Source organism: Frigoribacterium sp. CFBP 8766 (genome assembly GCF_014841435.1).
In the GTDB taxonomy this organism is placed as follows: Bacteria; Actinomycetota; Actinomycetes; order Actinomycetales; family Microbacteriaceae; genus Frigoribacterium.
In genome coordinates, this window is record NZ_JACYTX010000001.1 from 1,106,307 (window position 1) to 1,129,609 (window position 23,303).

Genomic DNA, 23,303 nt, shown 5'->3' on the forward strand with positions numbered 1-23,303 from the left:
GTGCCCGAGCGACCTGTGACCCCCGCCCTGCGCGTCGTCGTCGCGGACGACTCGGTGCTGCTCCGCGAGGGCCTCGTCCGCCTCCTCGACGAGATCGGCGCCGACGTCGTCGGTGCCTACGGCGACGCGGACTCCCTCCTGGCCGAGCTCGACGAGAAGGCGCCCGACGTCGCGGTGCTCGACGTGCGGATGCCCCCGACCCACACAGACGAGGGGGTCCGTGCCGCGATCGAGGCCAGACGCCGCCGTCCCGGGCTCGGCATCCTGCTGCTCTCGCAGTACGTCGAGGTGGCGTACGCCCGCGACCTGCTCGAGGCAGGCAGCGGGGGAGTGGGCTACCTGCTCAAGGACCGCGTCGCCTCCGTGGACGAGTTCGGCGACGCGCTCGGCCGGGTCGCCGACGGCGGCACGGTGCTCGACCCCCAGGTCGTCTCGCAGCTGCTCGGCCGGCGAGGCGACCCGCTCGCCGCGCTGACGCCCCGTGAGCGCGAGGTGCTCGGCCTGATGGCCGAGGGGCGCACCAACGCGGCCATCGCCGCCGCCCTCGTCATCGGCACCGGTGCGGTGGAGAAGAACGTCACCTCGATCTTCCAGAAGCTGCTGCTCGAGGACAGCGGGAGCGACCACCGCCGGGTGCTCGCCGTCCTCGCCTTCCTCCAGCGGTGAGGTCGTCGCGGCGGTCGACCGGCTAGCTGGTCCGCGACCGGTCGCCCTCGGCCGTGCCGTCCGCCGCCGGGCCGGCCTGGAGCAGGTCGCCCCGGGTGCCGCCCACCTCGAGGATCGTCTCGCGCAGCGACTCGCCGACGCGCTGGTACCCGACCGTCGTGGGGTGGATGCCGTCGGGCGAGGTCCCGGCCGCGAACACGAGGCCGTCGCGGGCGAAGCCCCAGGGATCGGTCCAGGTCCAGCCCCTCTCGAGCACGTGCCGCTCGAGGGCCCTCTGGTACACGGCGGCGGCGGCGGGCGCGCGGTCGTAGGGCGGGATCGCCGCGACAACGACGTGGCGCGGGGCGACGGTGGCGACGACGGCGTCGTACGAGGCGGCGGACTCGGCGAAGCCGATCCCCCTGCGCACGTCGTTCGTGCCCGACATCAGCACGAGGACGTCGACGTCGGCGACCGGGGTCACCGCTGCGGCCTGCTCCTGGATGGTGCTGCCGCCCTTGGCCCACCCGCCCACCCACTCGACGCCGTCGCCGCGCGCGTACGTCATCCAGGTGTTCGCGTCGAGGCCGTCGCTGAGCAGTCGCGCGCCGCCGGCCGTCAGGGAGTCGCCCACGATCGCGACGCGCACGGCGTCGTCACGGCGCACGTCGTCCTCGCCGGTGCCGCCTCCCGTGACGTCGCCCGGTGCGGCGGAGGCGGCGGCCTGCGGGGGCCCGGTGGGGGCGGACACGGGGGAGGCGGTGGTCACGCCGGCGCTGCACCCCGTCACGAGCAGGGCGAGGGCCGCGCCCACGAGCGCGGCCCGGGCGATCTTCGCGCGATCCATCCTCAGATCATGAGGCATCGCGGCAGTCGCTCAGTACCGAGACGGCACCGAACGCGCCCCCTCTTCGGGGATGCAACGTCGAGGGCGTCGAGAGACGGATGACATCGGGAGGAGGATCCATGCACGGTGCCTGCGGCACCGGACGCCGGAGGCGTCGAGCGATCGAGAGGGGATGACGGGAATCGAACCCGCGCCATCAGTTTGGAAAACTGAGGCTCTACCATTGAGCTACATCCCCGGAGTGACCTGTGTCACAGGGGTGCTGACAACTATAGAGCATGTCGTCGACCGGCCCGGCACGGGCGCACCTCAGGTCGGCTAGACTCCCTCGAGGCTTGTCTCCACCCGACCTCAACGGGACCAACGGAGCTCGCCGTGCCAGGTGATATACGGGGCGTAGCGTAGTGGCTAGCGCGTCCGTTTTGGGGGCGGAAGATCGCAGGTTCGAGTCCTGTCGCCCCGACGATCGTCTACCTGCTGTCTCGGACGTGAGTTCAGCACCACCAACACAGGAGAAGCCCCACATTGGTCCAGACCACCGTTGAGAAGCTCAGCCCCACGCGCGTCAAGCTCAACATCGTCGTCAGCCCTGACGAGCTCAAGCCCAGCGTCACGCACGCCTACGGCCACATCGCGGAGTCGATCAACATCCCCGGCTTCCGCAAGGGCAAGGTGCCGCCGCCCATCATCGATCAGCGCGTCGGTCGCGAAGAGGTCCTGAACCACGCCGTCAGCGAGAGCCTCGACAAGTTCTACCGCGAGGCCGTCTCCGAGACCGAGATCCGCGTCCTGGGCCGCCCCGAGGCCGACGTCGTCTCGTGGCCCGACGTGAAGGACTTCTCGGGCGACCTGACCATCGCCGTCGAGGTCGACGTGCGTCCCGACTTCGACCTGCCCGACTACGAGGGCATCGAGCTCACCGTCGACTCGGTCGAGATCAGCGACGACGAGGTCGAGGAGGAGCTGTCGAACCTGCGCACGCGCTTCGGCACGCTCGTCACGGTCGACCGTCCCGCCACCACCGGCGACTTCGTCCAGATCGACCTCACCGCCACGATCGGCGACGACACCGTCGACACCGCCCAGGGCGTGTCGTACGAGCTCGGCTCCGGCGAGCTCATCGAGGGCATCGACGAGGCGCTCGAGTCGCTCACCGCCGACGAGAGCACCACGTTCGAGTCGAAGCTGCTCGGCGGCGACCGCGAGGGCGAGACCGCCCAGATCGCCGTCACCGTCACCGCCGTCAAGGAGCGCGAGCTCCCCGAGGCCGACGACGACTTCGCGCAGATCGCCAGCCAGTTCGACACCATCGACGAGCTCAAGGGCGACCTCAAGGAGCAGCTGGCCAAGTCGAAGACGTTCGGCCAGGGCGCCCAGGCGCGCGACCAGGTCGTCGAGAAGCTGCTCGAGTCCGTCGAGATCCCCGTGCCCGAGAAGCTCGTCGAGGACGAGGTGCACCGCCACCTCGAGCAGGAGAACCGCCTCGAGGACGCCGAGCACCGCACCGAGGTGACCGAGAGCAGCGAGAAGGCCTTCCGCAACCAGATCCTCCTCGACGCGATCGCCGAGAAGGAAGAGGTCAAGGTCGAGCAGGACGAGCTGACCCAGTACCTGATCCAGGGCGCCGCCCAGTACGGCATGGAGCCCGGCGAGTTCATCAAGGTGCTCGACCAGAACGGCCAGATCCCGGCCATGGTCGGCGAGGTCGCCCGCAGCAAGGCCCTGGCGGTCGTGCTGTCGAAGGCCAAGGTCGTCGACGGCGAGGGCAAGGAGGTCGACCTGTCGGCCTTCACCGCCACCGCGGGCGTCGGCGGCGACGACGACCACGAGGGTCACGACCACGCGTGAGCTGAGCTGACACGTCGGCGCCGATGAGGCGCTGACGTCGAGAGGGCCGGGTGCTGGTGCACCCGCCCCTCCGTCGTTCCCGGACTGCACCCGCGCCTCCTCGGCTCGGTCTGGTCAGCGGGGGGCGGAAGTTATTGCCGTGGGCGAACAGCCCGGAACCCGTGCGTTCCACCGGATAGATTCGACGACAAGCGACAACGAATGGGAGCTCCACCATGGCCGACGTGACACTGCCCAACAGTGTTTTTGACCGACTTCTCAAGGACCGCATCATCTGGCTCGGTTCCGAGGTGCGGGACGAGAACGCCAACGAGATCGCAGCGAAACTCCTGCTCCTCGCCGCTGAGGACAGCGAGAAGGACATCTACCTCTACATCAACTCGCCCGGCGGGTCGATCACGGCCGGCATGGCGATCTACGACGCCATGGAGTTCGTGCCGAACGACATCGTGACCGTGGGCATCGGCATGGCGGCCTCGATGGGCCAGCTGCTCCTGACGGCCGGCACCAAGGGCAAGCGCTACATCACGCCCAACGCGCGCGTCCTGCTGCACCAGCCGCACGGCGGCTTCGGCGGCACCAGCTCCGACATCCAGACGCAGGCCCAGCTCATCCTCTCGATGAAGCAGCGCCTGGCCGAGATCACCGCTGCCCAGACGGGCAAGACCGTCGAGCAGATCAACGAGGACGGCGACCGCGACCGCTGGTTCACCGCCGAGGAGGCCCTGGAGTACGGCTTCGTCGACCACATCCGCGGCTCGGCCACCGACGTCGTCGGCGGCGCCGGCACGGACCAGTCGTAGACCTCCCTCCCCGATCGTCAGCAGAGAAAGAGACACACTCATGGAACTCCCGATGATGGGCGGCGCGGGCCGACTGCAGACCCCCAGCTCCCGGTACATCCTCCCCAGCTTCGAAGAGCGCACGGCCTACGGCTACAAGCGCCAGGACCCGTACGCCAAGCTCTTCGAGGACCGCATCGTGTTCCTCGGCGTGCAGGTGGACGACGCCTCGGCCGACGACATCATGGCGCAGCTCCTCGTGCTCGAGAGCATGGACCCCGATCGCGACATCACCCTGTACATCAACTCGCCCGGTGGCTCGTTCACGGCCATGACGGCGATCTACGACACGATGCAGTACATCCGTCCGGAGATCCAGACGGTGTGCCTCGGCCAGGCTGCCTCCGCGGCCGCGGTCCTGCTCGCGGCCGGCCAGCCCGGCAAGCGCCTCGCCCTGCCGAACGCCCGCGTGCTGATCCACCAGCCCGCGACCGGCGGCAGCAGCGGCGGCCAGGCGTCGGACATCGAGATCCAGGCCAAAGAGGTGCTCCGCATGCGCACCTGGCTCGAGGAGACGCTGTCCAAGCACTCGAACAAGACGCCCGAGCAGGTCAACCGCGACATCGAGCGCGACAACATCCTGGGCGCCGACGAGGCCCTGGCCTACGGCCTGGTCGACCAGGTGCTGACCTCGCGCAAGAACCAGCCAGCGCTCACGCGCTAGCCGACCACGCGTCGCGAGCACGACGACGGAGCCCCGGGCGAGCTGCCCGGGGCTCCGTCGCGTCCGGGCCGCAGGTCGGTCCCGGAGTGTCGGGGGATCGGGTTAGGCTCGGTGCACGTCGTCCGACAGGGGGCGACGACGATCTCGTAGGGAGGCCGGGCATGGCACGCATCGGTGAGAGCGCTGATCTGCTCAAGTGCTCGTTCTGCGGCAAGAGCCAGAAGCAGGTCCAACAGCTGATCGCCGGTCCCGGCGTCTACATCTGCGACGAGTGCGTCGAGCTCTGCAACGAGATCATCGAAGAGCGCCTGGCCGAGGCGGGCGACGAGCCCACGAGCGAGTTCGACCTCCCCAAGCCCCGCGAGATCTACTCGTTCCTCGAGGAGTACGTCATCGGGCAGGACGCCGCGAAGCGCGCCCTCTCCGTGGCCGTCTACAACCACTACAAGCGCATCCGCGCCGCGTCGACGCTGACGGCGGCCGAGTCCCTCGCCGACGAGGTCGAGATCTCGAAGTCCAACATCCTGCTGATCGGCCCGACGGGCTGCGGCAAGACCTACCTCGCGCAGACCCTGGCCAAGCGGCTGAACGTCCCGTTCGCCGTCGCGGACGCGACTGCCCTCACGGAGGCGGGCTACGTCGGCGAGGACGTCGAGAACATCCTGCTCAAGCTCGTCCAGGCGGCGGACTACGACGTCAAGCGCGCCGAGACGGGCATCATCTACATCGACGAGATCGACAAGATCGCGCGCAAGGCCGAGAACCCGTCGATCACCCGCGACGTGTCGGGCGAGGGCGTGCAGCAGGCGCTGCTCAAGATCCTCGAGGGCACGGTCGCCTCCGTGCCTCCCCAGGGCGGTCGCAAGCACCCGCACCAGGAGTTCATCCAGGTCGACACGACCAACGTGCTCTTCATCGTCGCCGGGGCGTTCTCCGGCCTCGAGGACATCATCTCGAACCGCGCGGGCAAGCGCGGCATCGGCTTCGGCGCCCCCCTGCACAGCAAGGAGGACGAGGCGGCCCTCTTCAGTGAGGTCCTCCCTGAAGACCTGCACAAGTTCGGGCTGATCCCCGAGTTCATCGGGCGCCTCCCTGTCGTGACGACGGTGACGCAGCTCGACCAGGCCGCCCTGATGCAGATCCTCACCGAGCCGAAGAACGCCCTCGTGCGGCAGTACCAGCGCATGTTCGAGATCGACGGGGTCGAGCTGCAGTTCGAGCACGAGGCTCTCGAGTCGATCGCCGACCTCGCCGTCCTGCGCCAGACCGGTGCTCGTGGCCTCCGGGCGATCCTCGAAGAGGTGCTCGGGCCGATCATGTTCGACGTCCCCTCCGACGACACCGTCGGCACGGTCGTCGTGACCCGCGCCTCCGTGCTCGAGAACGCGGCGCCGACGATCGTTCCCCGTCTCGTGGACGAGCGCGTCGAGAAATCGGCCTAGTCCGACGGCCTCCACGCACCTCCTGAACGCCCTGGACACCTGTCGTCCAGGGCGTTCTCCCCTGCGAGGGGCACCGATGCGGAAGGGTCAGACGAGGCCGCGGCGTTTCAGCAGCGGCTCGACCCGAGCGTCGCGGCCACGGAAGTCGCGGTAGGCCTCGAGGGGGTCCTTCGACCCGCCGACGCCGAGCAGACGCGCCCGGAACCGGTCGCCCGCCTCGCGGCTCAGCCCGCCGTTCCCCTCGAACCACTCGACGGCGTCGGCGTCCAGCACCTCGCTCCAGATGTACGAGTAGTAGCCCGCGTCGTAGCCGCCTGAGAAGGTGTGCGCGAAGTACGTGCTCGAGTAGCGAGGGGGCACCTGCGCGAGGTCCAGGCCGACCGCGGCCAGCGCCTCCTGCTCGAACGCCTCGACGTCGTCGACCCGGTCGGCCTGCTCGGGCGAGAGCCTGTGCCACGCCTGGTCGAGCAGGGCGCTGGCGAGGTACTCGCTCGTCGCGAAGCCCTCCCCGTAGGTGCGCGAGGCGACGAGCTTCTCGACCAGCTCGCGCGGCATCCGCTCACCCGTCACGTGGTGGACGGCGTAGTTCTCGAGCACCTCCGGCCAGAGCATCCACATCTCGTTGACCTGGCTCGGGAACTCCACGAAGTCGCGGAACACGTTCGTGCCCGAGAACGACGGGTAGGTGACCCGGGCGAGCAGGCCGTGCAGGGCGTGGCCGAACTCGTGGAACAGCGTCGTCACCTCGTCGAGCGTGAGCAGGGTCGGCGAGCCGGCCGGGGGCTTCGAGACGTTGAGGTTGTTGACGACGACGGGCGGAAGCCCCAGCAGGTCCGACTGCGACACGAGCGGGTTCATCCACGCCCCGCCGCGCTTCGAGTCGCGGGTGTAGAGGTCGAGCACGTACAGGCCGACGGGCGCGCCGCCGTTCTCGGTCACCTCGAAGACCCGAGCCTCCGGATGCGGGCCGACGAGGTCCCGCCGCTCGGCGAACTCGAGGCCGTAGAGGCGGGAGGCGGCGTGGAAGACGCCGTCGTGCAGCACGCGGTCGGCCTCGAAGTAGTCGCGCATCGCGGCCGTGTCGACGTCGAAGCGCTCGGCACGGACCTTCTCGGCCCACCAGGCCCAGTCGGAGGCGCGGACCTGGTCGGTGTCGGTGTCGGTGTCGCTGTCGCTGCCGCTTCCCGCCTCGCTCGCGGCGAGCTGGCGCAGATCGGCGAGCTCGGCGGCGGTGTTCCGCGCCGCGGGCACCGCGAGCCGGCCGAGCAGCTCGGCGACGGCTGCCGGGCTGCCGGCCGTCTCGCCCGCCGTCACCCATGAGGCGTGGTCCGGGAACCCGAGCAGGACGGCGCGCCGGGCCCGGAGCCGGGCGATCTCGAGCACGAGCGCACGGGTGTCGTGCTCGCCGCCCCGCCGTCCGCGCGACAGGGAGGCGGCCATCACCCGCTCCCGCAGCGCCGGGTCGTCGAGCGACGCCAGCAGCGGGTGCCCGGTGGGCAGCACGAGCGACACGACCCAGGCGTCCTCGAGCCCGCGCTCCCGTGCCGCCTCGGCTGCCGTCCCGAGCTGGCCCTCGGTGAGGCCGCGCAGCTCGGCAGGGTCGTGCACGACGACCGCGAGGTCGTTCGTGTCGGCCAGCAGCGCCTTCTCGAAGCGGGTCGTCAGGGTCGAGAGCTCCTGGTTCAGCTGTCGCAGCGCCTCCTTGTCGTCGTCGTCCAGCGCAGCGCCGGCACGGACGAAGTCGGCCACGGTGCGCTCGAGCAGGTAGCGCTGCTCGGCCGTGAGGTCGAGCTGGTCGCGTCGGGCGTGCAGGGCGTCGAGGCGTCGCCACAGTCGCGGGTCGAGGCGGATCGCGTCGGCGTGCGCGGCGAGCCGCGGGGCGAGCTCGAGCTCGAGGGCGTCCGTGACGTCGTTCGAGTCGCTCGACGCCTTGTCGAAGAACGCGTGCTCGACGCGGGCGAGGGTCCGCCCGCTGTGCTCGAGCGCCTCGAGGGTGTTCGCGAAGGTCGGCTCGGCCGGGTTCGTCGCGATCGCCTCGAGCTCGGCTCGCTGCTGCTGGAGGCCGGCCTCGAAGGCGGGCAGCCAGTCGCCGTCCGTGATCTCGGCGAAGGGCGGCAGCGCGTACGGCAGGGAGCTCGGCTCGAGGAACGGGTTCGTCATCCGCCCACACTAGGAGGCTCGCTAGGGTCGGGCACATGAGCGAACCGACCGCACGGCGCGAGCCGACCGCACCGGGCGGACCCGCCGCACCGCGCGCGACGTACACCCACGGGCACCACGAGAGCGTGCTGCGGAGCCACGCGTGGCGCACGGTCGAGAACAGCGCCGCCTACCTCGTGCCGCACCTTCGCCCCGGGCTGTCGCTGCTCGACGTCGGGTGCGGGCCGGGCACGATCACCGTCGACCTCGCCGAGCGGATCGCCCCGGGGCGCGTCGTCGGGGTCGACGCGGCGGCCGGGATCGTCGCGCAGGCCGCCGAGCTCGCAGCCGAGCGTGGCGTCGAGAACGTCGAGTTCGTCACGGCCGACCTGTACGAGCTGCCCTTCGACGACGACACGGTCGACGTCGTGCACGCGCACCAGGTGCTCCAGCACGTGGCGGATCCCGTCGGCGCGCTCCGCGAGATGCGTCGGGTCGCTCGGCCCGGGGGAGTCGTCGCCGTGCGCGAGGTCGACTACCACGGCACCGTCTGGGCCCCGGAGTCGCCCGGCCTCGACCGGTGGATGGAGGTCTACCAGCAGGTGCACCGCGGCAACGGCGGCGAGCCCGACGCCGGGAGGCGCCTCAAGGGCTGGGCGCTCGAGGCCGGCCTCGAGGCGGTCGTGAGCACCGCCTCCTCGTGGTGCTTCGCCTCGGACGAGGAGCGCACCTGGTGGGGCGACAGCTGGGCCGCGCGCGCCACCGAGTCGGCGTTCCACGGGGACGCGATCGCGAAGGGCGTCGCGACCGACGCCGAGCTGCACGCGATCGCGGACGCGTGGCGCGCGTGGCGTGACGCGCCCGACGGGTGGCTGCTCATGCCGCACGGCGAGATCGTCGCCCGAGCCTGACCCGAGTCTCGGCGAGCTCGAGAACGCGGAGGTGGGTGCTCGGCCCGGGCTAGTCCTCGTCGGGGCCGTCGTCGGGGGCGTGCACGCGTGCCTCGCCCGTGACGGCGTCGACGCGGATCACCGTGCCGTCGTCGAGCTCGACGACGGGCCGGTGCTCGAGGTACGTGAGCGTCCAGCGCCAGGACGATGCGTCGACGCCCTCGTCGGCGAGCTCGCGCTCGACCTGGGCGACCGCGCCGAGCACGGGGGCGGGGAGGCTGGCCGGAGCCGCGCCTCCCACGCTCCAGCGCGTGCCGAGCTGCATCAGGCGCCCGCAGCCGGGGTCGGGGCGCCGGCCGCCGCAGGGGCCTCCGGCAGCTCGCCCAGCTCGATCGCGGTCACGGCCAGCGACTCGCCCTCGACGAAGTCGAGCGACTGGATCTTGCCCACGGCGGCCAGGTCGGAGGCCGCCCCGCGGAGCACCTCGAGCTGCGCGGCCGGGGCCGAGATCGTCGCCGAGACGACCGGCGTCTTCTGCGAGGCCTTGGCGTCGGACTTCACCCGGCGGACGCCGATCAGCGCCTCGCCGACGAGGCCGAGCAGGCCGGTGGGCGACCCCACATCGCCGAGCTCGTCAGCCGTGGGCCAGGAGGCGCGGTGGACGGAGTCGTCGTGCGTCCACGACCACACCTCCTCCGTCGCGAACGGCAGGTACGGCGCGAGCAGGCGCAGCAGGCCGTCGATCGTCGTGCGCAGGGCGAGCACGGCCGAGGCCTGCTCGGCGGGAGTCGTCGCCCCGTAGGCGCGCTCCTTGACGAGCTCGAGGTAGTCGTCGCAGAAGGTCCAGAAGAACTTCTCGGTGACCTCGAGCGCACGGGCGTGGTCGTAGCCCTCGAGCGCCTCGGTCGCGGTGTCGACGACCGCGGCGAACGACGCGAGGAGGTCGCGGTCGAGCGGCTCGGTGATCGAGAACTCGCCCGACGGGAGCTCGAACGAGTACACGAACTTGGCCGCGTTGAGCACCTTGATCGCCAGGCGTCGGCCGATCTTGATCTGCTTCGGGTTCTGCGGGTCGAAGGCCGCGTCGGTGCCGAGCCGGCTGGAGGCGGCCCAGTAGCGGACTGCGTCGGAGCCGTGGTCGTCGAGCATCGCGGCGGGCGTCACGACGTTGCCCTTCGACTTCGACATCTTCTTGCGGTCCGGGTCGACGATGAAGCCCGAGATCGACGCGTCCGTCCACGGCACCGTGCCGTGCTCGAGCTGCGACCGGAGCGCCGTCGAGAACAGCCAGGTACGGATGATGTCTTGGCCCTGCGGGCGCAGGGAGTACGGGAACACGAGCTCGAACAGCTCGGGGTCGGCCTCCCAGCCGCCGGCGAGCTGGGGCGTGAGCGACGAGGTCGCCCAGGTGTCCATGACGTCGAGCTCGCCCTGGAACCCGCCGGGCACGCCGCGCTGCGACTCGTCGTAGCCGGGGGCCGGGTCGCTCGACGGGTCGACGGGCAGCGACGCCTCGTCGGGCACGATGACGTCGTCGAAGACGGGGTTGCCGTCGGCGTCGAGGGGGTACCAGACGGGCAGGGGGACGCCGAAGAAGCGCTGGCGAGAGATGAGCCAGTCGCCGTTCAGGCCGTTGACCCAGTTCTCGTAGCGCACGCGCATGAAGTCGGGGTGGAACCCGACCTCGCGGCCGCGCTCGAGCAGCGACTGCTGCAGGGCCTCGTCGCGGGCGCCGTTGACGATGTACCACTGGCGGGTCGAGACGATCTCGAGCGGCTTGTCGCCCTTCTCGAAGAACTTGACGGGGTGCGAGATCTTCCGGATCTCGCCGATCAGCTCGCCCGAGGCGGTCAGCTGCTCGACGATGGCGGCCTTGGCGCTGAAGACCGTCTTGCCGGCGAGCTGGGCGTAGGCCTCTCGGCCCGCCTCCGACTCGATCGCGGCGGGGGCCTCGCTGACGAAGCGGCCGTCGAAGCCGATCACGGCACGGTTCGGCAGCTGCAGCTCGCGCCACCACACCACGTCGTTGGTGTCGCCGAAGGTGCAGACCATGGCGATGCCCGAGCCCTTGTCGGGCTGGGCGAGGTGGTGCGCCACCACAGGGACCTCGACGTCGAAGAGCGGCGAGCGCACGGTGGTGCCGAAGAGGGCCTGGTAGCGCTCGTCGTCGGGGTGCGCGACGAGGGCCACGCAGGCGGGGAGCAGCTCGGGACGCGTCGTGTCGATGAGGACGTCGCCCTCGCCGTCGGTGCGGTGGAAGGCGAGCTTGTGGTAGGCACCCGGCACCTCCTTGTCCTCCAGCTCGGCCTGCGCGACCGCGGTGCGGAAGGTGACGTCCCACAGGGTGGGAGCGTCGGCCTGGTAGGCCTCGCCGCGGGCGAGGTTGCGGAGGAACGCCTTCTGCGCCATCGCCTGCGAGCGGTCGTCGATGGTGCGGTAGCTCTGCGTCCAGTCGACCGAGAGGCCGAGCGTGCGCCAGACGTCCTCGAACTGCTTCTCGTCCTCGACGGTGAGGCGCTCGCAGAGCTCGACGAAGTTGCGGCGCGAGATCGGCAGCTGGTCGGCGGCCTTGGCCGACTTGCCGTCGCCGCCCTCGAAGGGCGGCGTGAACGACGCGTCGTAGGGGAGCGACGGGTCGCAGCGCACCCCGTAGAAGTTCTGCACGCGACGCTCGGTCGGCAGGCCGTTGTCGTCCCAGCCCATCGGGTAGAAGACGCTGGCGCCGCGCATGCGCTCGAACCGCGCCTTGACGTCGGTGTGCGTGTAGCTGAAGACGTGGCCGATGTGCAGGCTGCCCGACGCGGTCGGCGGCGGGGTGTCGATCGAGAACACGGAGGCGCGCGTCGCCTGGTCACGGTCGAACCGGTAGGTGCCCGACTCCTCCCAGACCTGGCCCCAGCGGGCCTCCAGCCCCTCGAGGGCGGGCTTCTCGGGCATCGGTGACGTCATGGGCTGCTCCGGTTCTGTGGGCGGCGCCGTGTCGGTGGGGAGGCGCCTGGTTGTGGGACTGCCCCAGTGTACGCGCGGCGGGGGCCGCGACCGGGGTGGCCACGAGGCGGCAGTGCAGGAGGCGTCGTGGTCGTCGGCGAGGAAAGATGCGGTCAGGGCACTGTTGCGAGCACTGCACTGGATCTGACATGCCGGTCTCTGTTAGCCTCGTCCGGTTTTGCCCGACACCGTGGTCGCGCTCCGTCCGACCACCCGGAGGTATCCCGACACATGTCTGCCCGCAAGAACAGCCCGAAGGCCGCGCGCCGCGAGCTCACCACGGACGACGTCACCGTCGTCGAGGAGTCGATGCTCAAGCGCGCCGTCAGCGCCGCCGCGCTCGGCAACGCCATGGAGTGGTTCGACTTCGGCGTCTACGCCTACATCACGACGACCATCGCGCAGGTCTTCTTCCCGCCCGGGAACGACGCTCTCAACATCCTCTTCACCTTCGGCACCTTCACCGCGGCGTTCGTGGTCCGCCCGATCGGCGGCGCGTTCTTCGGCCCGCTCGGCGACCGCATCGGCCGGCAGAAGGTGCTCGCGATGACGATGATCCTCATGGCCGCGGGCACCCTCGCGATCGGCCTCATCCCCTCGTACGCGACCATCGGCATCTGGGCCCCGATCCTGCTGCTGCTGGCGCGCCTCCTGCAGGGCTTCTCGACCGGCGGCGAGTACGGCGGCGCCGCGACCTTCATCGCCGAGTACTCGCCCGACAAGCGCCGCGGCTTCATGGGCTCGTGGCTCGAGTTCGGCACCCTCGGCGGCTACGTGCTCGGCGCCTCCCTCGTGACCGCCCTGCAGCTCGGCCTGAGCGAGGAGGCGTTGCTCGGCTGGGGCTGGCGCATCCCGTTCATCGTCGCCGGGCCGCTCGGTCTGATCGGCCTCTACCTGCGCCTCAAGCTCGAGGAGACCCCCGCGTTCCAGAAGCAGCAGGCGGAGGCGTCGGAGCGCGAGCACCAGAAGGTCCCGTTCCTCAAGCTGTTCCGCGAGAACTGGCGTGCGCTCATCGTCTGCGTCGGCCTCGTGCTGGTCTTCAACGTGACCGACTACATGCTGCTGTCGTACATGCCGACCTACCTGACCAACACCCTCGGCCGCGACGCCACGAGCGGGCTGCTCTTCATCATCGTGGTGATGGTGCTGATGATGCTCGTCATCACGTTCGGCGGGCGGCTCAGCGACCGCTTCGGTCGCCGGCCCGTGCTCTTCGCCGGCTGCATCGGGTTCCTGGTGCTGTCGTTCCCGGCGCTCCGCATGGTGCAGAGCGACAACGGCGTGCTGTCGTTCGCGGGCCTGCTCGTGCTCGGCCTCGTGCTCGTCACCTTCACGTCGACGATGCCCTCGACGCTGCCCGCGCTGTTCCCGACGATCATCCGCTACGGCGCACTCGCGATCGCGTTCAACGTGTCGGTGTCGCTCTTCGGCGGGACCACCCCCCTCGCCACGGAGGCGCTGGTCGTCTGGGCGGAGGGCCGCGGCTTCGGCTGGGCCCACGACATCCCCGCGTTCTACCTGATGGCCGCCGCGGTGATCGGCCTCGTCGCCGTCTCGTTCACGAAGGAGACCGCCAACGAGCCGCTGCTGGGCTCGGGCCCGTCCGTCGCCACCGACGCCGAGGCCCAGGAGCTGATCGCGGCGTACTCGGACGAGTCGAGCGACGTGTCGAAGTCGGACTGGGCGCTCGCGTTCGCGGAGTCGGGGCCGATCCAGGTCGTCCGCCCGCCGGTCGACGACGAGGCGTCCGCGAAGGCCTAGCGCCCCGCGCCCCCGTCACGTCGAGACCCCTCGGACCCGCGCGCACCCGTGCGCGCGCCGAGGGGTCTCCGCGGTTCTCGGGGGTGTCGGCGCAACGGCGCGGCCCTGCGCGGCAGGGCGGCCTGCGCGGCAGGGCGGCGCGGCGCTAGGGGCGCCCCGCGAGCAGGGCGCGCGTGTGCTCGTGCCGGGGGGCCGCGAACACCTCGGCCGTCCGGCCCTGCTCGACGACCCGCCCGTGCTGCATCACCGCGACGCGGTCGGCCATGTGGCCGACGACGTCGAGGTCGTGCGAGATGAGCAGGTAGGCCAGGCCCTCCTCGCGCTGCAGGTCGTCGAGCAGGTCGAGCACCTGCGCCTGCACCGAGACGTCGAGGGCCGACACCGGCTCGTCGCAGACGATGACCGTCGGGCGCGCGGCCAGGGCGCGGGCGATCGCCACGCGCTGCCGCTGACCTCCCGACAAGGAGGCGGTGCCCCGGTCGGCCAGGTCGGCCGCGAGCCCGACCCGGTCGAGCAGCGCCAGCACGTCGCGACGCAGGGCATCGCTGCCGACGCGCGTGCGGTCGCCGCCCGTCAGCGCGTCGGCGAGGAGCCTGCCCACCGGCAGCCGGGGGTCGAACGAGCTCGCCGGGTCCTGGTAGATCGCGCCCAGCAGCGGACGTCGGGCACGGCGGTCCCGCTCGTGCAGGGGCGCCCACGGCTCGCCCAGCAGCTCGACCGTGCCGGCGTCGGGGGCGTCCAGCCCGAGCAGGAGGCGCGCGGTCGTCGTCTTCCCGCTCCCGGAGGCGCCCACCAGGCCGAGCGTCTCGCCCGCGCACAGCTCGAGGGAGACGTCGTCGACGGCGACCCGGTCGGGCACGGCGCCGCGCGCCGGGAAGACGCGGCGGAGGCCGCTCGCGGAGAGCACGACGGGGGCGTCGTCCGCCCGTGCCGCCGCCGCCTCCCCGTCCGGCGGCGTGCCGGCGCTCGCGGTAGCCGGCACGGACAGCCGCGCGCCGCGGGGCGCCCCGGCAGGCAGGGCCGCGACGAGCATGCGCGTGTACTCGTGCTGGGGTGCGTCGAGCACCTCGGCGGTCGGCCCGGTCTCGACGACCTCGCCCGCCCGCATCACGACGACCCGGTCGGCGAGACGGCGCACGACGCCGAGGTCGTGGCTGATCATCAGCACGGCCGTCCCCCCGTCGCGCAGCGCGCGCAGCCGGTCGACGACGACCCGCTGCACCTCGGCGTCGAGCGCGGTGGTCGGCTCGTCCGCCACGACCAGCTCGGGCCGGACGGCGAGGGCGGCCGCGATCAGCGCCCGCTGGCGCAGCCCGCCCGACAGCTCGCCCGAGCGGGAGCCGAGCCGCGCCTCCGGATCGGGCATGCCCACCTCGACCAGCGCCTCCAGGGCCCGCTCCCGCCGCTGTCGGGGCGTCAGGCGGGTGTGCAGCCGGAGCGCGTCGTCGATCTCCCGGCCGATCGGGCGGAGCGGGTCGAGCGACACGAGCGCGTCCTGCAGCACCAGGCCCACCCGGGCGCCGCGCACGCGACGCCAGGCGCGCTCGCCCAGGTCGACGAGGTCGGTCTCGCCGAGCGTCAGCCGGCGGCAGGCGACCGTCCCGCCCGTGAGCCCGAGCAACGCCCGCGCCGTCACGCTCTTGCCTGACCCCGACTCGCCCACGATCGCGACGCACTCGCCGGCCGCGAGCGTGAACGAGACCCCGTCGACGACCGGGCCGGAGCCGAACGAGACGCGGAGGTCGTCGACGACGAGGAGGGGAGCGGAGGCGGTCACGAGGCTCCTCCGCCCCGGCGCGCGAGCCCCCGGCCGAGCACCGTCGCCGAGGCGGCGGTCAGCACCACGGCGAGCCCGGGGAACACCGTCATCCACCACGCGCTCGTGACGTACAGGCGGCCCGCCGAGAGCATGGCGCCCCACTCCGGGGCGGGCGGCGGCGCACCGAGGCCGAGGTAGCTGAGCGACGAGGCCCAGACGACGGCCTGGCCGAGGCCCAGCGTCGCGAGCACGACGACGGGCGCGAGGGCGTTCGGCAGCACGTGTCGCCAGAGCACGGTCGCGGGGCGACGGCCCAGCACGACGGCGGCCTCGACCATCGCCGAGCGTCGGACGCGGACGACCTGGCTCCGCACGATGCGCGCGTAGCCCGGCGCCGTGGCGAGGCCGACGGCGACGGTCGCGGGGAGGGCGCCCGGCCCCGTGAAGGCGATGACGACGAGCGCGAGCAGGAGGCCCGGCAGCGCGAACATGACCTCGAGGAGGCGCGACACCGCCACGTCGGCGACGCGCCCCGGCAGGCGCCCGCCCCCGAAGCCCGCGGCCACGCCGAGGAGGACGCCGAGGCCCGTGCCGATCACCGTCGCCGCGGCGCCGATCGCGAGGCTCGCGCCGGCTCCGTGGACGATGCGGGTCCAGATGCCGCGGCCGGACTCGTCCGTGCCGAGGGGGTGCGCGAGCGAGGGGGCCGTGAACGCGTCCGTCGGCGAGACGGCCAGGGGATCGGCGGGGGCGAGCAGCCCCGGGGCGACCGCCGCCACGACGACGAGCGCGAGGGCGACGGCGGCGACGACCTCGGGGACGCGGAGGCGCGTGCGAGGCGACCGGGTGCGGCGCGGGTCACGCGCCGGCCGCGTGCTCGACACGACGCTCACGACGCCCGCACCCGAGGGTCGACGAGCCGCTCGGCCAGGTCGCCGAGGGCCACGACGACGACGTACGAGAGCGCGGAGACGAGGGCCACGCCGGTGACGAGCGGGATGTCCCGCAGCGTCACGGCCCCGAGCAGGGTGCGGCCGAGGCCGGGCCGGGCGAAGACCGACTCGACGACGACCGCCCCGCTCAGCAGGGAGCCGAAGGCCCAGCCGGAGAGGGCCAGGCCGGGCAGGGCGGCGTGCCGCAGCAGGTGCCGCCCGAAGAGCCCGGAGGTCGACTCGCCCCGGGCGCGGGCGGAGAGGGCGAACGGCGACGACGCCGCGTCGAGCAGGGAGTCGCGCGTCACCTGGCCGAGGAACCCGGCGACCGGCACGGCCAGCGTCACCACCGGCAGCACGAGGCCGATCGGGGTGCCCGTGCTCACCGGGGGCAGCAGGCCGAGCTGGGTGCTGAGCACCAGCACGAGCACGCTGCCGAGCCAGAAGTGCGGCACCGCGGCCGCCACCACCTCGAGGCCGGACGAGACGGCGGCGGCGACCCGACCGCCCAGGGTGGCCCACCAGGCGGTCCCCAGCGCGATCAGCCAGGCGACGGCGAGCGCGCACGCCGCCAGCACGACCGTGCCGGGCAGCTGGTCGAGCAGCAGCGCGCCGACGTCCGTGCGGAGCGAGTACGAGGTACCGAGGTCGCCGGTCGCGAGACGGCCGAGCTGGGCCAGGTACTGCAGGAGGAGGGGGTCGTCCAGCCCGTACTGCTCGCGCACCAGCGCCAGCGCCTCGGCCGACGCCTGCGACCCCGGACCCCCGAGGATCGCCTCGGCGGGGTCGCCGGGCACCAGCCGGATCGCGAAGAAGACCATGGTCGCTACCGCCCAGAGCACGACCACGCCGCCGACGACCCGACCGGCGAGCCACCGGGCCGCCGCTGCCGCGCGCCCGCGCCTCCTGCGCTCCGGCCTCGTGGGCGACGGGGAGGACGCGTCGTCGGTGGTGGGGGGAGCGGTCGAGGAGGCGCGGCCCGCCGCGGCGTCGCGCCCCGGCTCAGTCGGTACGGGAAGCGTCATACAGGGTGACGGCCGAGACCGGCGGCAGGGCGCGGACGCCGGTCACCGACGAGCGCACGAGGTAGTGGTTCTGCTGGTCGTAGAGCGGCAGCACCGTGTAGCTCTCGAGGACGATCTGCTGAGCCTGCTGGTAGAGGTCGGCCCGCTCGTCGGGGTCGCTCGTCTGCACGGCGTCGGTCAGCAGCTGGTCGAGGGCAGGGTCGCTCAGCTGCGCCAGGTTGGCGAAGTAGCCGCTCGGCGCGGGCGTGATGCCGGCCGTGTCGTAGAGGATGCGCAGCACGTCGGGTCCGACCTTCGTGTACGGAGCGCTGACCAGGTCGTAGTCGTTCTCGGCGAGGGCGCCGTACCAGCTCGACAGGTCGAGGGGAGACAGCACGACCTCGATTCCCAGCTGCTTCGCGCCGGCCTGGATCTGCTCGAAGAGCGACTGCTCGGCGGGGATCGACTGGTTCGTGCTCACGGGGAACTCGAGGGAGAGGCGCTCGCCGCCCTTGGTGCGGTAGCCGTCGGAGTCGCGCTCCGTCCAGCCGGCCTCGTCGAGCAGGTCGCCTGCGGCGTCGGGGTCGACGTCGAACAGCGACTCGTCCGAGTACGCGAGCGGCTCGACGCTCGAGAGGGGCGAGTACGAGCGCTCCGCCGTGCCGAAGAAGAGCGAGTCGATGCCGTCGTTCACGTCGACCCCGGTGATGAAGGCCTGTCGCACGCGCTCGTCGTCGAAGGGCGCCTTGCCCGAGTTCAGCTCGATCCGGTTCGCGGCGCCGGGGCGGGGCGCGTCGATCTCGTCGAGCGAGTCGTCCTTCTCGGCCGCGACGAGGGTGTCGGGCTGGACGTTGTCGATCACGTCGACCTGGCCGGCCTGGAGGGCCGCGTAGCGGGCGGCGGAGTCCGGGATGAAGCGCCAGACGACCTCGTCGAGGTGGGCGGGGCCGTCGTGGGAGGCGTCGGCGGGCGGCGACGAGTAGTCGTCGTTGCGGCTCAGCACCACGCGGTCCTGCTTGGTCCAGGACTCGACCACGAAGGGGCCCGTGCCGACCGGCGACTCGCAGTTCGCCTCCTGGGAGCGCTCGAGCGCCTCCGGCGACTCCATGGCGAGCCACGGCTGGGTCAGCGACTCGAGCAGCGCGCTGTCGGGCTCGCTCAGGTCGAAGCGGGCGGTCCGGGCGTCGACGGCCTCGACGCCGGTGACCTTCTGCAGGGCGAGGTAGCCGGTCGACGAGAGCGTCTCCGGATCTTGCAGGTGCGCGACGTTCGCGGCGACGGCTGCGGCGTCGAACGGCGTGCCGTCGGTGAACGAGACGCCGTCGCGCAGGGTGAAGGTCCAGCTGAGGCCGTCGTCCGACTCCTCCCACGAGTCGGCGAGCCACGGCACGATCTCGCCTTCCGAGTCCTTCGACACGAGCGACTCGAGGTACTGCGTCGAGACGAGGGCCTGAGGGTAGTTGCCGCCGACGTGGGGGTCGAGGCAGGTGGGCTCGGCGTCGCCCGTGGCGTAGGTCAGGGTGCCGCCGGCCCGCGGGGTCCCGTCGTCGGACGAGTCGCCGCCGGGGGCACAGCCCGCGAGCAGCAGGGCGCCGGCCGAGGCGAGGGCGAGCAGGGGCAGTGAGCGCGTGCGCATGGGGCTCCGGAGGTGTGGGGCGAGGTGGGGTGGCTTGTTGAACTGGGTACAACAAAGCCGTGGACGAGTCTAGCGGCATGATTGACCCCATGTCAGACGAGACGACGTCCCGCATCGCCCGGCCCTCGGGACGGCCGCGACGGTCGTCGGCCGACGTCCTCGCCGACGCCGCGGCCGAGCTGTTCCTCGAGCAGGGCTGGTCCCGCACGACGGTGGACCAGATCGCGCAGCGGGCAGGGGTGAGCCGCGGCACGTTCTTCAACTACTTCGAGTCGAAGGCGGACACGTTCTGGCTCGACCTGGACGCGACCGCGGCGGGCCTCGGGGACGCCCTCCGCGCCTCCTCGGGCACGTCGCCCGTGCGGAGGGTCGAGTCGGCGCTGATGCAGCTGGCGGCCGCGCACCCCTCCGACCGTGTGCCGTGGGCCCTCACCCAGTCGGACGCGATGGGCCTCGGCGACGACCTCGTGTCGTCGGCGGCGGTGCGCCTCGTGCGGATCCGCGCGACGGTGGCGTCGTTCCTCTGCGAGACCGCCGACGTGCCGCGCGGGGACGTCGGGGCCGAGGTGGCGGCGTCGGCGCTGCTGGCGGCGGCGGCCACCGCCGTCGTCAGGTGGGCGCGGGCCGGCGTGCGTCGACGACCACTCGACGAGGAGGTGGCGGCGGCCCTGGCGCCCGTGGCCGACGGCCTCGCGCGCGCCGACCGCCTCGCCGACGGCTAGGCCGTGGGGGTGGAGGCGGTCGAGGGCGAGACGGGGGACAGCACGTCGTCGAGCTGGGCGCGCTTCGGGAACACCCACTTGTTCATCGCCCAGTAGCGGAAGACCATCGCGAGCATCGTGCCGATGACGGGGCCGCTGACGAAGTCCGCGATCTCCTGGGTCGTGCGCGAGACCTGGGGCACCTCGAAGCCGAGACCGTAGCGCGACAGGTACAAGGGCGCCGAGTTGATCGCGACCCCGATGACGCTGACGACGACGAAGAGCAGCATCTCCTGGCCGGTGTGGCGGTCGCCGCGGTCGTCGAACGACCACTTCTTGTTCATCCAGTACGACACGACGGTCGCGACGATGATGCCGAGCGACAGCGCGGTCACGGGGTGCTGGGGGATGACGAAGAGCTTGAGCCCGTAGTTGATCACCATGGTGATGACGAAGCCGATGCCGCCGACCACGAGGAAGCGGAGGGCGGAGGGGTGGGCCTTGGCCAGCCGGATCATCGTGCGCACGGATCGACGCTACAGGGGCTCCCTAAGAAGGCGCCGGGCGTTGTCCCCTCCGCGCAGGCGAGTGGTCCGGTCGGCCGGGGAGATGAGGCGGGTCGGTCGGGAGGATGACTTACGGCAACGGTCCGGTCACGGCGTGAGGATCGCTCGTCACGTGCCCCTACTGTGAGCGGAGGACGGCCTCACGAGGCCGGGAGCGCCGTGCTCGGGGGTGGGTCGAGGGCACGGCGGCCACCTCGACTCACACGAGAGAGAAGATCATGAAGAACACTGTGTCGGCCGCCGTGGCGCTGCCGACTGCCATCGTCATCGCCCTGGGGGGACTCCTGATGACGACGCCCGCGGCACATGCCGAGGCGGCGCCCGTCGAGCAGGTCGACGGGGCGGCCGCCGCCGTCGCGGTCGACGCGCCCAGCGTCGCCGCGGAGCCGGACGCCGCGTCGGACGTCGGGCACGCGACGCCCGCCGAGCCGTCCCCGGAGGCGGGCGACGCAGGGACCGCCGTGGAGGCGCCGGACGCCGGGGAGGTACCCGACGGCGAGGTCGCGCCTCCGGTCGTCGAGGCGCCTGTCGCCGAGGCACCGGTCGCCGACGGGGGCGTCCTGACGCCCGCGGAGGTACCGGTCGTCGAAGACGAGGCGGCAGCCGACGAGGCAGCCGCCGCGCCCGGCTTCGAGGTCACGTCCCCGACTGCGCAGGGCGAGCTCGCGTTCCGCGGCGGCGTCGTCGTCACCGGGACCGTCCCGGAGGGCAGCAGCGTCAGCATCGTCGTGAGCAACGGGACGTCGCTCCGGGCTGCGGTCACGGGGACGACCTTCCGCGAGGCGATCGCCATCGACCCCGCTCCGTTCATGGTCGACTACCAGGTGACGGTCACGGCGTCCGCGGCCGACGGGAGCCCGCTCGGCTCGATCGTGCGCGAGGTCCTCGTGCTCGGGCAGCTGGCCTCCGACGCTCCCGTCATCACGTCGCCCGTCGACGGATCGCAGGTGGACGGGGACGTCGTGCCCTTCGGGGACACCGACACGCGGAGGTTCGTGGTCTCGGGGACGGGGACGCCGGGAGAGCTCCTGGACATCGAGCTCCTGATGCTCGACCCCGAGAGGGGCTGGGGCTACGGACACGACCCCGTCTCCGTCGGGGCGGACGGCACCTGGTCGACCCCGGTGTGGCTCCCGGTGGGTCTCGCACGCGTCTCCATCGCCCAGCAGTCCTACGACGAGGACGGATTCGCCACGACGCTGCCGTCGGCGTTCGCGAGCATCGACGTGCGGGTCGGGCCGGCACCGGCGCCCGTCGTGCTGGCGCCCTCGGCACCGGCGCCCGTCGTGCTGGCGCCCGTCGTCGCCCCGAGTGCCGTCCGCCCGGTCGCCGTGGTCCCGCGGACGACGTCCTCGCTGGCCCACACGGGCACGGACGAGGCGACCCCGTGGGCGGGAGCGCTCGGCCTCGGGCTGATGCTCGCGGGCCTCGGCGGAGTCGGCGTGGCCCGGCGTCGAGCGCGTCGCGCCTGACGCACGGACACCACGGAGGGCCCGTCTCCTGCTCGGAGGCGGGCCCTCCCGTGTGGCGGAGCAGAGGTCAGCGACGCGGCTGCAGGCTCGGCTCGTCCGGTGTCGAGAGGGTGAGCACCGCCTCCTCGACGACGTCGTGCTCCTCGAGCTCGCGCTCCACGCGGCGGAGGGCGACGGCGACGTGCTCCTCGGTGTCGTCGCCCGTCATGTCGACGGCGGCGACCAGGTACAGGCGGCTCGGGCCGACGAACTCCGTGTGCAGGTAGGTCACGCGGGCGATCTCGGGCCGGGCGAGGAGGCGCTCGAGCACCGTCGTCTCGAGCTCGTCGCTCGGGCTCTCACCGACGAGGAACCGGCGGTTGCGGTCGACCAGCACCAGGGCGACGACCCCGAGCAGCACGCCGACGAGGATCGAGCCGACCGCGTCGAAGACGGCCGAGCCGGTCACCTGGTGCAGGAAGATGCCGAGGAACGCGATGAGCAGGCCGACCAGGGCGGCGGCGTCCTCGGCGAACACGGCGCGCAGCGTGGAGTTCGAGCTGCGCAGCACGAAACGCAGGGTGGGCACCTGCCCGGCCCGGGCGCTGCCGCGGGCCTGGCGGAAGGCCTGGAGGAACGACGTGCCCTCGAGCAGGAAGGCCACCCCGAGCACGACGTAGTTCACCAGGTAGTCCTCGGCCTCCTCGGCCGCGCCGAGCTGCGAGATGCCGTGCTGGATCGACACCACGGCGCCGACGGTGAACAGCCCGAACGCCGCGAACATCGACCAGACGTAGGTCTCCTTGCCGTAGCCGAGGGGGTGGTCGTCGTCCCGCTGCTTGACGCCGCGCTTGTCGGCGATGAAGAGGAAGATCTCGTTGCCCGTGTCGGCCCACGAGTGCGCCGACTCGGCCACCATCGACGCGGAGCCGGTGAGGAACGCCGCGACGGTCTTCGCCACGGAGATCAGCAGGTTCGCGAGGAACGCCACGATCACCGTCGTCGTGCTCTCGGGCTTCAGCGCGGACCCGGCACCGGGCTCGGTGGGCGGCTCGGTCGCCGCGGGCGGCGCCGCGGAGGGCTCTGGTGTCATGCTGCTGATTCTGCACTGCCTGCACCTGATCGCGTCCCGCCTCCACGGCTCGTATGATGGACGAGCACTGATCCGGCCATCACCGGGGAGCACTC

General features: G+C 72.2%; 19 protein-coding genes and 2 tRNA genes. 10 read left to right on the forward strand and 11 right to left on the reverse strand.

Going from position 1 to position 23,303, the window contains the following annotated elements; genetic code table 11:
- Positions 1-27: 27 nt before the first annotated feature.
- Positions 28-666, forward strand: coding sequence for a response regulator transcription factor (locus IFT90_RS05250; protein WP_192041457.1), 639 nt, complete (start codon positions 28-30; stop codon positions 664-666).
- A gap of 22 nt (positions 667-688) precedes the next feature.
- Here the strand turns inward: IFT90_RS05250 and IFT90_RS05255 are convergent, their stop codons facing one another.
- Both IFT90_RS05255 and IFT90_RS05260 read right to left on the reverse strand, forming a co-directional pair.
- Positions 689-1,492, reverse strand: a complete 804-nt coding sequence (locus IFT90_RS05255; protein WP_192041243.1) for an SGNH/GDSL hydrolase family protein — start codon at positions 1,490-1,492, stop codon at positions 689-691.
- Between the two features lie 167 nt (positions 1,493-1,659).
- Positions 1,660-1,730, reverse strand: a tRNA-Gly gene (locus IFT90_RS05260).
- 152 nt (positions 1,731-1,882) lie between these two features.
- Between IFT90_RS05260 and IFT90_RS05265 the strand changes: the two genes are divergently transcribed.
- The 5 genes from IFT90_RS05265 to clpX all read left to right on the forward strand — a co-directional run bounded on the left by IFT90_RS05265 (position 1,883) and on the right by clpX (position 6,288).
- Positions 1,883-1,955: transfer RNA gene (locus IFT90_RS05265), tRNA-Pro, on the forward strand.
- Between the two features lie 62 nt (positions 1,956-2,017).
- Complete coding sequence (gene tig / locus IFT90_RS05270) at positions 2,018-3,340, forward strand: trigger factor (RefSeq protein ID WP_123548228.1); 1,323 nt, start codon at positions 2,018-2,020, stop codon at positions 3,338-3,340.
- 215 nt (positions 3,341-3,555) lie between these two features.
- Complete coding sequence (locus IFT90_RS05275) at positions 3,556-4,143, forward strand: ATP-dependent Clp protease proteolytic subunit (RefSeq protein WP_123548229.1); 588 nt, start codon at positions 3,556-3,558, stop codon at positions 4,141-4,143.
- Positions 4,144-4,183: 40 nt separating this feature from the next.
- Positions 4,184-4,846: an ATP-dependent Clp protease proteolytic subunit gene (locus tag IFT90_RS05280; RefSeq protein WP_123548230.1), complete on the forward strand. Its 663-nt coding sequence runs from the start codon at positions 4,184-4,186 to the stop codon at positions 4,844-4,846.
- A gap of 161 nt (positions 4,847-5,007) precedes the next feature.
- Positions 5,008-6,288, forward strand: coding sequence for an ATP-dependent Clp protease ATP-binding subunit ClpX (clpX, locus tag IFT90_RS05285; protein ID WP_123548231.1), 1,281 nt, complete (start codon positions 5,008-5,010; stop codon positions 6,286-6,288).
- 87 nt (positions 6,289-6,375) lie between these two features.
- On the opposite strand, the gene IFT90_RS05290 is transcribed toward clpX, so the two are convergent.
- The gene (locus tag IFT90_RS05290; RefSeq protein WP_192041244.1) at positions 6,376-8,448 is read right to left on the reverse strand and encodes a M3 family metallopeptidase; all 2,073 of its coding nucleotides are present in this window, start codon (positions 8,446-8,448) and stop codon (positions 6,376-6,378) included.
- A gap of 35 nt (positions 8,449-8,483) precedes the next feature.
- Between IFT90_RS05290 and IFT90_RS05295 the strand changes: the two genes are divergently transcribed.
- On the forward strand, positions 8,484-9,338 hold the full coding sequence (locus IFT90_RS05295; RefSeq protein WP_192041245.1) for a methyltransferase domain-containing protein: 855 nt from the start codon (positions 8,484-8,486) through the stop codon (positions 9,336-9,338).
- Between the two features lie 49 nt (positions 9,339-9,387).
- On the opposite strand, the gene IFT90_RS05300 is transcribed toward IFT90_RS05295, so the two are convergent.
- Both IFT90_RS05300 and valS read right to left on the reverse strand, forming a co-directional pair.
- Complete coding sequence (locus tag IFT90_RS05300; protein WP_192041246.1) at positions 9,388-9,642, reverse strand: hypothetical protein; 255 nt, start codon at positions 9,640-9,642, stop codon at positions 9,388-9,390.
- Entirely contained in the window at positions 9,642-12,266 is a 2,625-nt protein-coding gene (gene valS / locus IFT90_RS05305) for a valine--tRNA ligase (protein WP_244644740.1), read from the reverse strand. Before valS ends, IFT90_RS05300 begins: the two co-directional genes overlap by 1 nt.
- Before the next feature lie 270 nt (positions 12,267-12,536).
- Here valS and proP point away from each other — a divergent pair, with 270 nt between their 5' ends.
- Positions 12,537-14,066, forward strand: coding sequence for a glycine betaine/L-proline transporter ProP (gene proP, locus IFT90_RS05310; protein WP_192041247.1), 1,530 nt, complete (start codon positions 12,537-12,539; stop codon positions 14,064-14,066).
- A 145-nt stretch (positions 14,067-14,211) separates the two neighbouring features.
- Here the strand turns inward: proP and IFT90_RS05315 are convergent, their stop codons facing one another.
- Genes IFT90_RS05315 through IFT90_RS05330 form a run of 4 tightly spaced genes read right to left on the reverse strand, consistent with a single transcriptional unit; the run spans position 14,212 to position 19,397 of the window.
- The gene (locus IFT90_RS05315) at positions 14,212-15,843 is read right to left on the reverse strand and encodes a dipeptide ABC transporter ATP-binding protein (protein WP_192041248.1); all 1,632 of its coding nucleotides are present in this window, start codon (positions 15,841-15,843) and stop codon (positions 14,212-14,214) included.
- On the reverse strand, positions 15,840-16,709 hold the full coding sequence (locus IFT90_RS05320; protein ID WP_371741012.1) for an ABC transporter permease: 870 nt from the start codon (positions 16,707-16,709) through the stop codon (positions 15,840-15,842). Before IFT90_RS05320 ends, IFT90_RS05315 begins: the two co-directional genes overlap by 4 nt.
- 5 nt (positions 16,710-16,714) lie before the next feature.
- Positions 16,715-17,782 (reverse strand): ABC transporter permease, encoded by a 1,068-nt coding sequence (locus IFT90_RS05325; RefSeq protein ID WP_192041250.1) that lies wholly within the window; start codon positions 17,780-17,782, stop codon positions 16,715-16,717.
- Positions 17,760-19,397 carry an ABC transporter substrate-binding protein gene (locus IFT90_RS05330; RefSeq protein ID WP_192041251.1) on the reverse strand — a complete coding sequence of 546 codons (1,638 nt, stop codon included), beginning with the start codon at positions 19,395-19,397 and terminating at the stop codon, positions 17,760-17,762. Before IFT90_RS05330 ends, IFT90_RS05325 begins: the two co-directional genes overlap by 23 nt.
- Before the next feature lie 89 nt (positions 19,398-19,486).
- Here IFT90_RS05330 and IFT90_RS05335 point away from each other — a divergent pair, with 89 nt between their 5' ends.
- On the forward strand, positions 19,487-20,119 hold the full coding sequence (locus tag IFT90_RS05335) for a TetR/AcrR family transcriptional regulator (RefSeq protein ID WP_192041252.1): 633 nt from the start codon (positions 19,487-19,489) through the stop codon (positions 20,117-20,119).
- Here the strand turns inward: IFT90_RS05335 and IFT90_RS05340 are convergent.
- A complete protein-coding gene (locus tag IFT90_RS05340; protein ID WP_123548367.1) occupies positions 20,116-20,616 on the reverse strand; it encodes a GtrA family protein in 501 nt (166 codons plus the stop codon). The genes IFT90_RS05335 and IFT90_RS05340 overlap by 4 nt on opposite strands.
- A 266-nt stretch (positions 20,617-20,882) precedes the next feature.
- On the opposite strand from IFT90_RS05340, the gene IFT90_RS05345 reads away from it, so the two are divergent.
- A complete protein-coding gene (locus tag IFT90_RS05345) occupies positions 20,883-22,136 on the forward strand; it encodes an LPXTG cell wall anchor domain-containing protein (protein ID WP_192041253.1) in 1,254 nt (417 codons plus the stop codon).
- A 67-nt stretch (positions 22,137-22,203) separates the two neighbouring features.
- On the opposite strand, the gene IFT90_RS05350 is transcribed toward IFT90_RS05345, so the two are convergent.
- Entirely contained in the window at positions 22,204-23,208 is a 1,005-nt protein-coding gene (locus tag IFT90_RS05350; protein ID WP_192041254.1) for a cation diffusion facilitator family transporter, read from the reverse strand.
- Between the last annotated feature and the right edge of the window lie 95 nt (positions 23,209-23,303).

What these genes read in the sequence shown, in the direction of transcription:
- IFT90_RS05340 (WP_123548367.1), bottom strand. Translation starts at nt 20,616, where the DNA reads ATGATCCGGCTGGCCAAGGCCCACCCCTCCGCCCTCCGCTTCCTCGTG.
- valS (WP_244644740.1), bottom strand. Translation starts at nt 12,266, where the DNA reads ATGACGTCACCGATGCCCGAGAAGCCCGCCCTCGAGGGGCTGGAGGCC.
- IFT90_RS05330 (WP_192041251.1), bottom strand. Translation starts at nt 19,397, where the DNA reads ATGCGCACGCGCTCACTGCCCCTGCTCGCCCTCGCCTCGGCCGGCGCC.
- clpX (WP_123548231.1), top strand. Translation starts at nt 5,008, where the DNA reads ATGGCACGCATCGGTGAGAGCGCTGATCTGCTCAAGTGCTCGTTCTGC.
- proP (WP_192041247.1), top strand. Translation starts at nt 12,537, where the DNA reads ATGTCTGCCCGCAAGAACAGCCCGAAGGCCGCGCGCCGCGAGCTCACC.
- IFT90_RS05280 (WP_123548230.1), top strand. Translation starts at nt 4,184, where the DNA reads ATGGAACTCCCGATGATGGGCGGCGCGGGCCGACTGCAGACCCCCAGC.
- IFT90_RS05300 (WP_192041246.1), bottom strand. Translation starts at nt 9,642, where the DNA reads ATGCAGCTCGGCACGCGCTGGAGCGTGGGAGGCGCGGCTCCGGCCAGC.
- IFT90_RS05335 (WP_192041252.1), top strand. Translation starts at nt 19,487, where the DNA reads ATGTCAGACGAGACGACGTCCCGCATCGCCCGGCCCTCGGGACGGCCG.
- IFT90_RS05255 (WP_192041243.1), bottom strand. Translation starts at nt 1,492, where the DNA reads ATGGATCGCGCGAAGATCGCCCGGGCCGCGCTCGTGGGCGCGGCCCTC.
- IFT90_RS05295 (WP_192041245.1), top strand. Translation starts at nt 8,484, where the DNA reads ATGAGCGAACCGACCGCACGGCGCGAGCCGACCGCACCGGGCGGACCC.
- IFT90_RS05275 (WP_123548229.1), top strand. Translation starts at nt 3,556, where the DNA reads ATGGCCGACGTGACACTGCCCAACAGTGTTTTTGACCGACTTCTCAAG.
- IFT90_RS05345 (WP_192041253.1), top strand. Translation starts at nt 20,883, where the DNA reads ATGAAGAACACTGTGTCGGCCGCCGTGGCGCTGCCGACTGCCATCGTC.
- IFT90_RS05290 (WP_192041244.1), bottom strand. Translation starts at nt 8,448, where the DNA reads ATGACGAACCCGTTCCTCGAGCCGAGCTCCCTGCCGTACGCGCTGCCG.
- IFT90_RS05350 (WP_192041254.1), bottom strand. Translation starts at nt 23,208, where the DNA reads ATGACACCAGAGCCCTCCGCGGCGCCGCCCGCGGCGACCGAGCCGCCC.
- IFT90_RS05325 (WP_192041250.1), bottom strand. Translation starts at nt 17,782, where the DNA reads ATGACGCTTCCCGTACCGACTGAGCCGGGGCGCGACGCCGCGGCGGGC.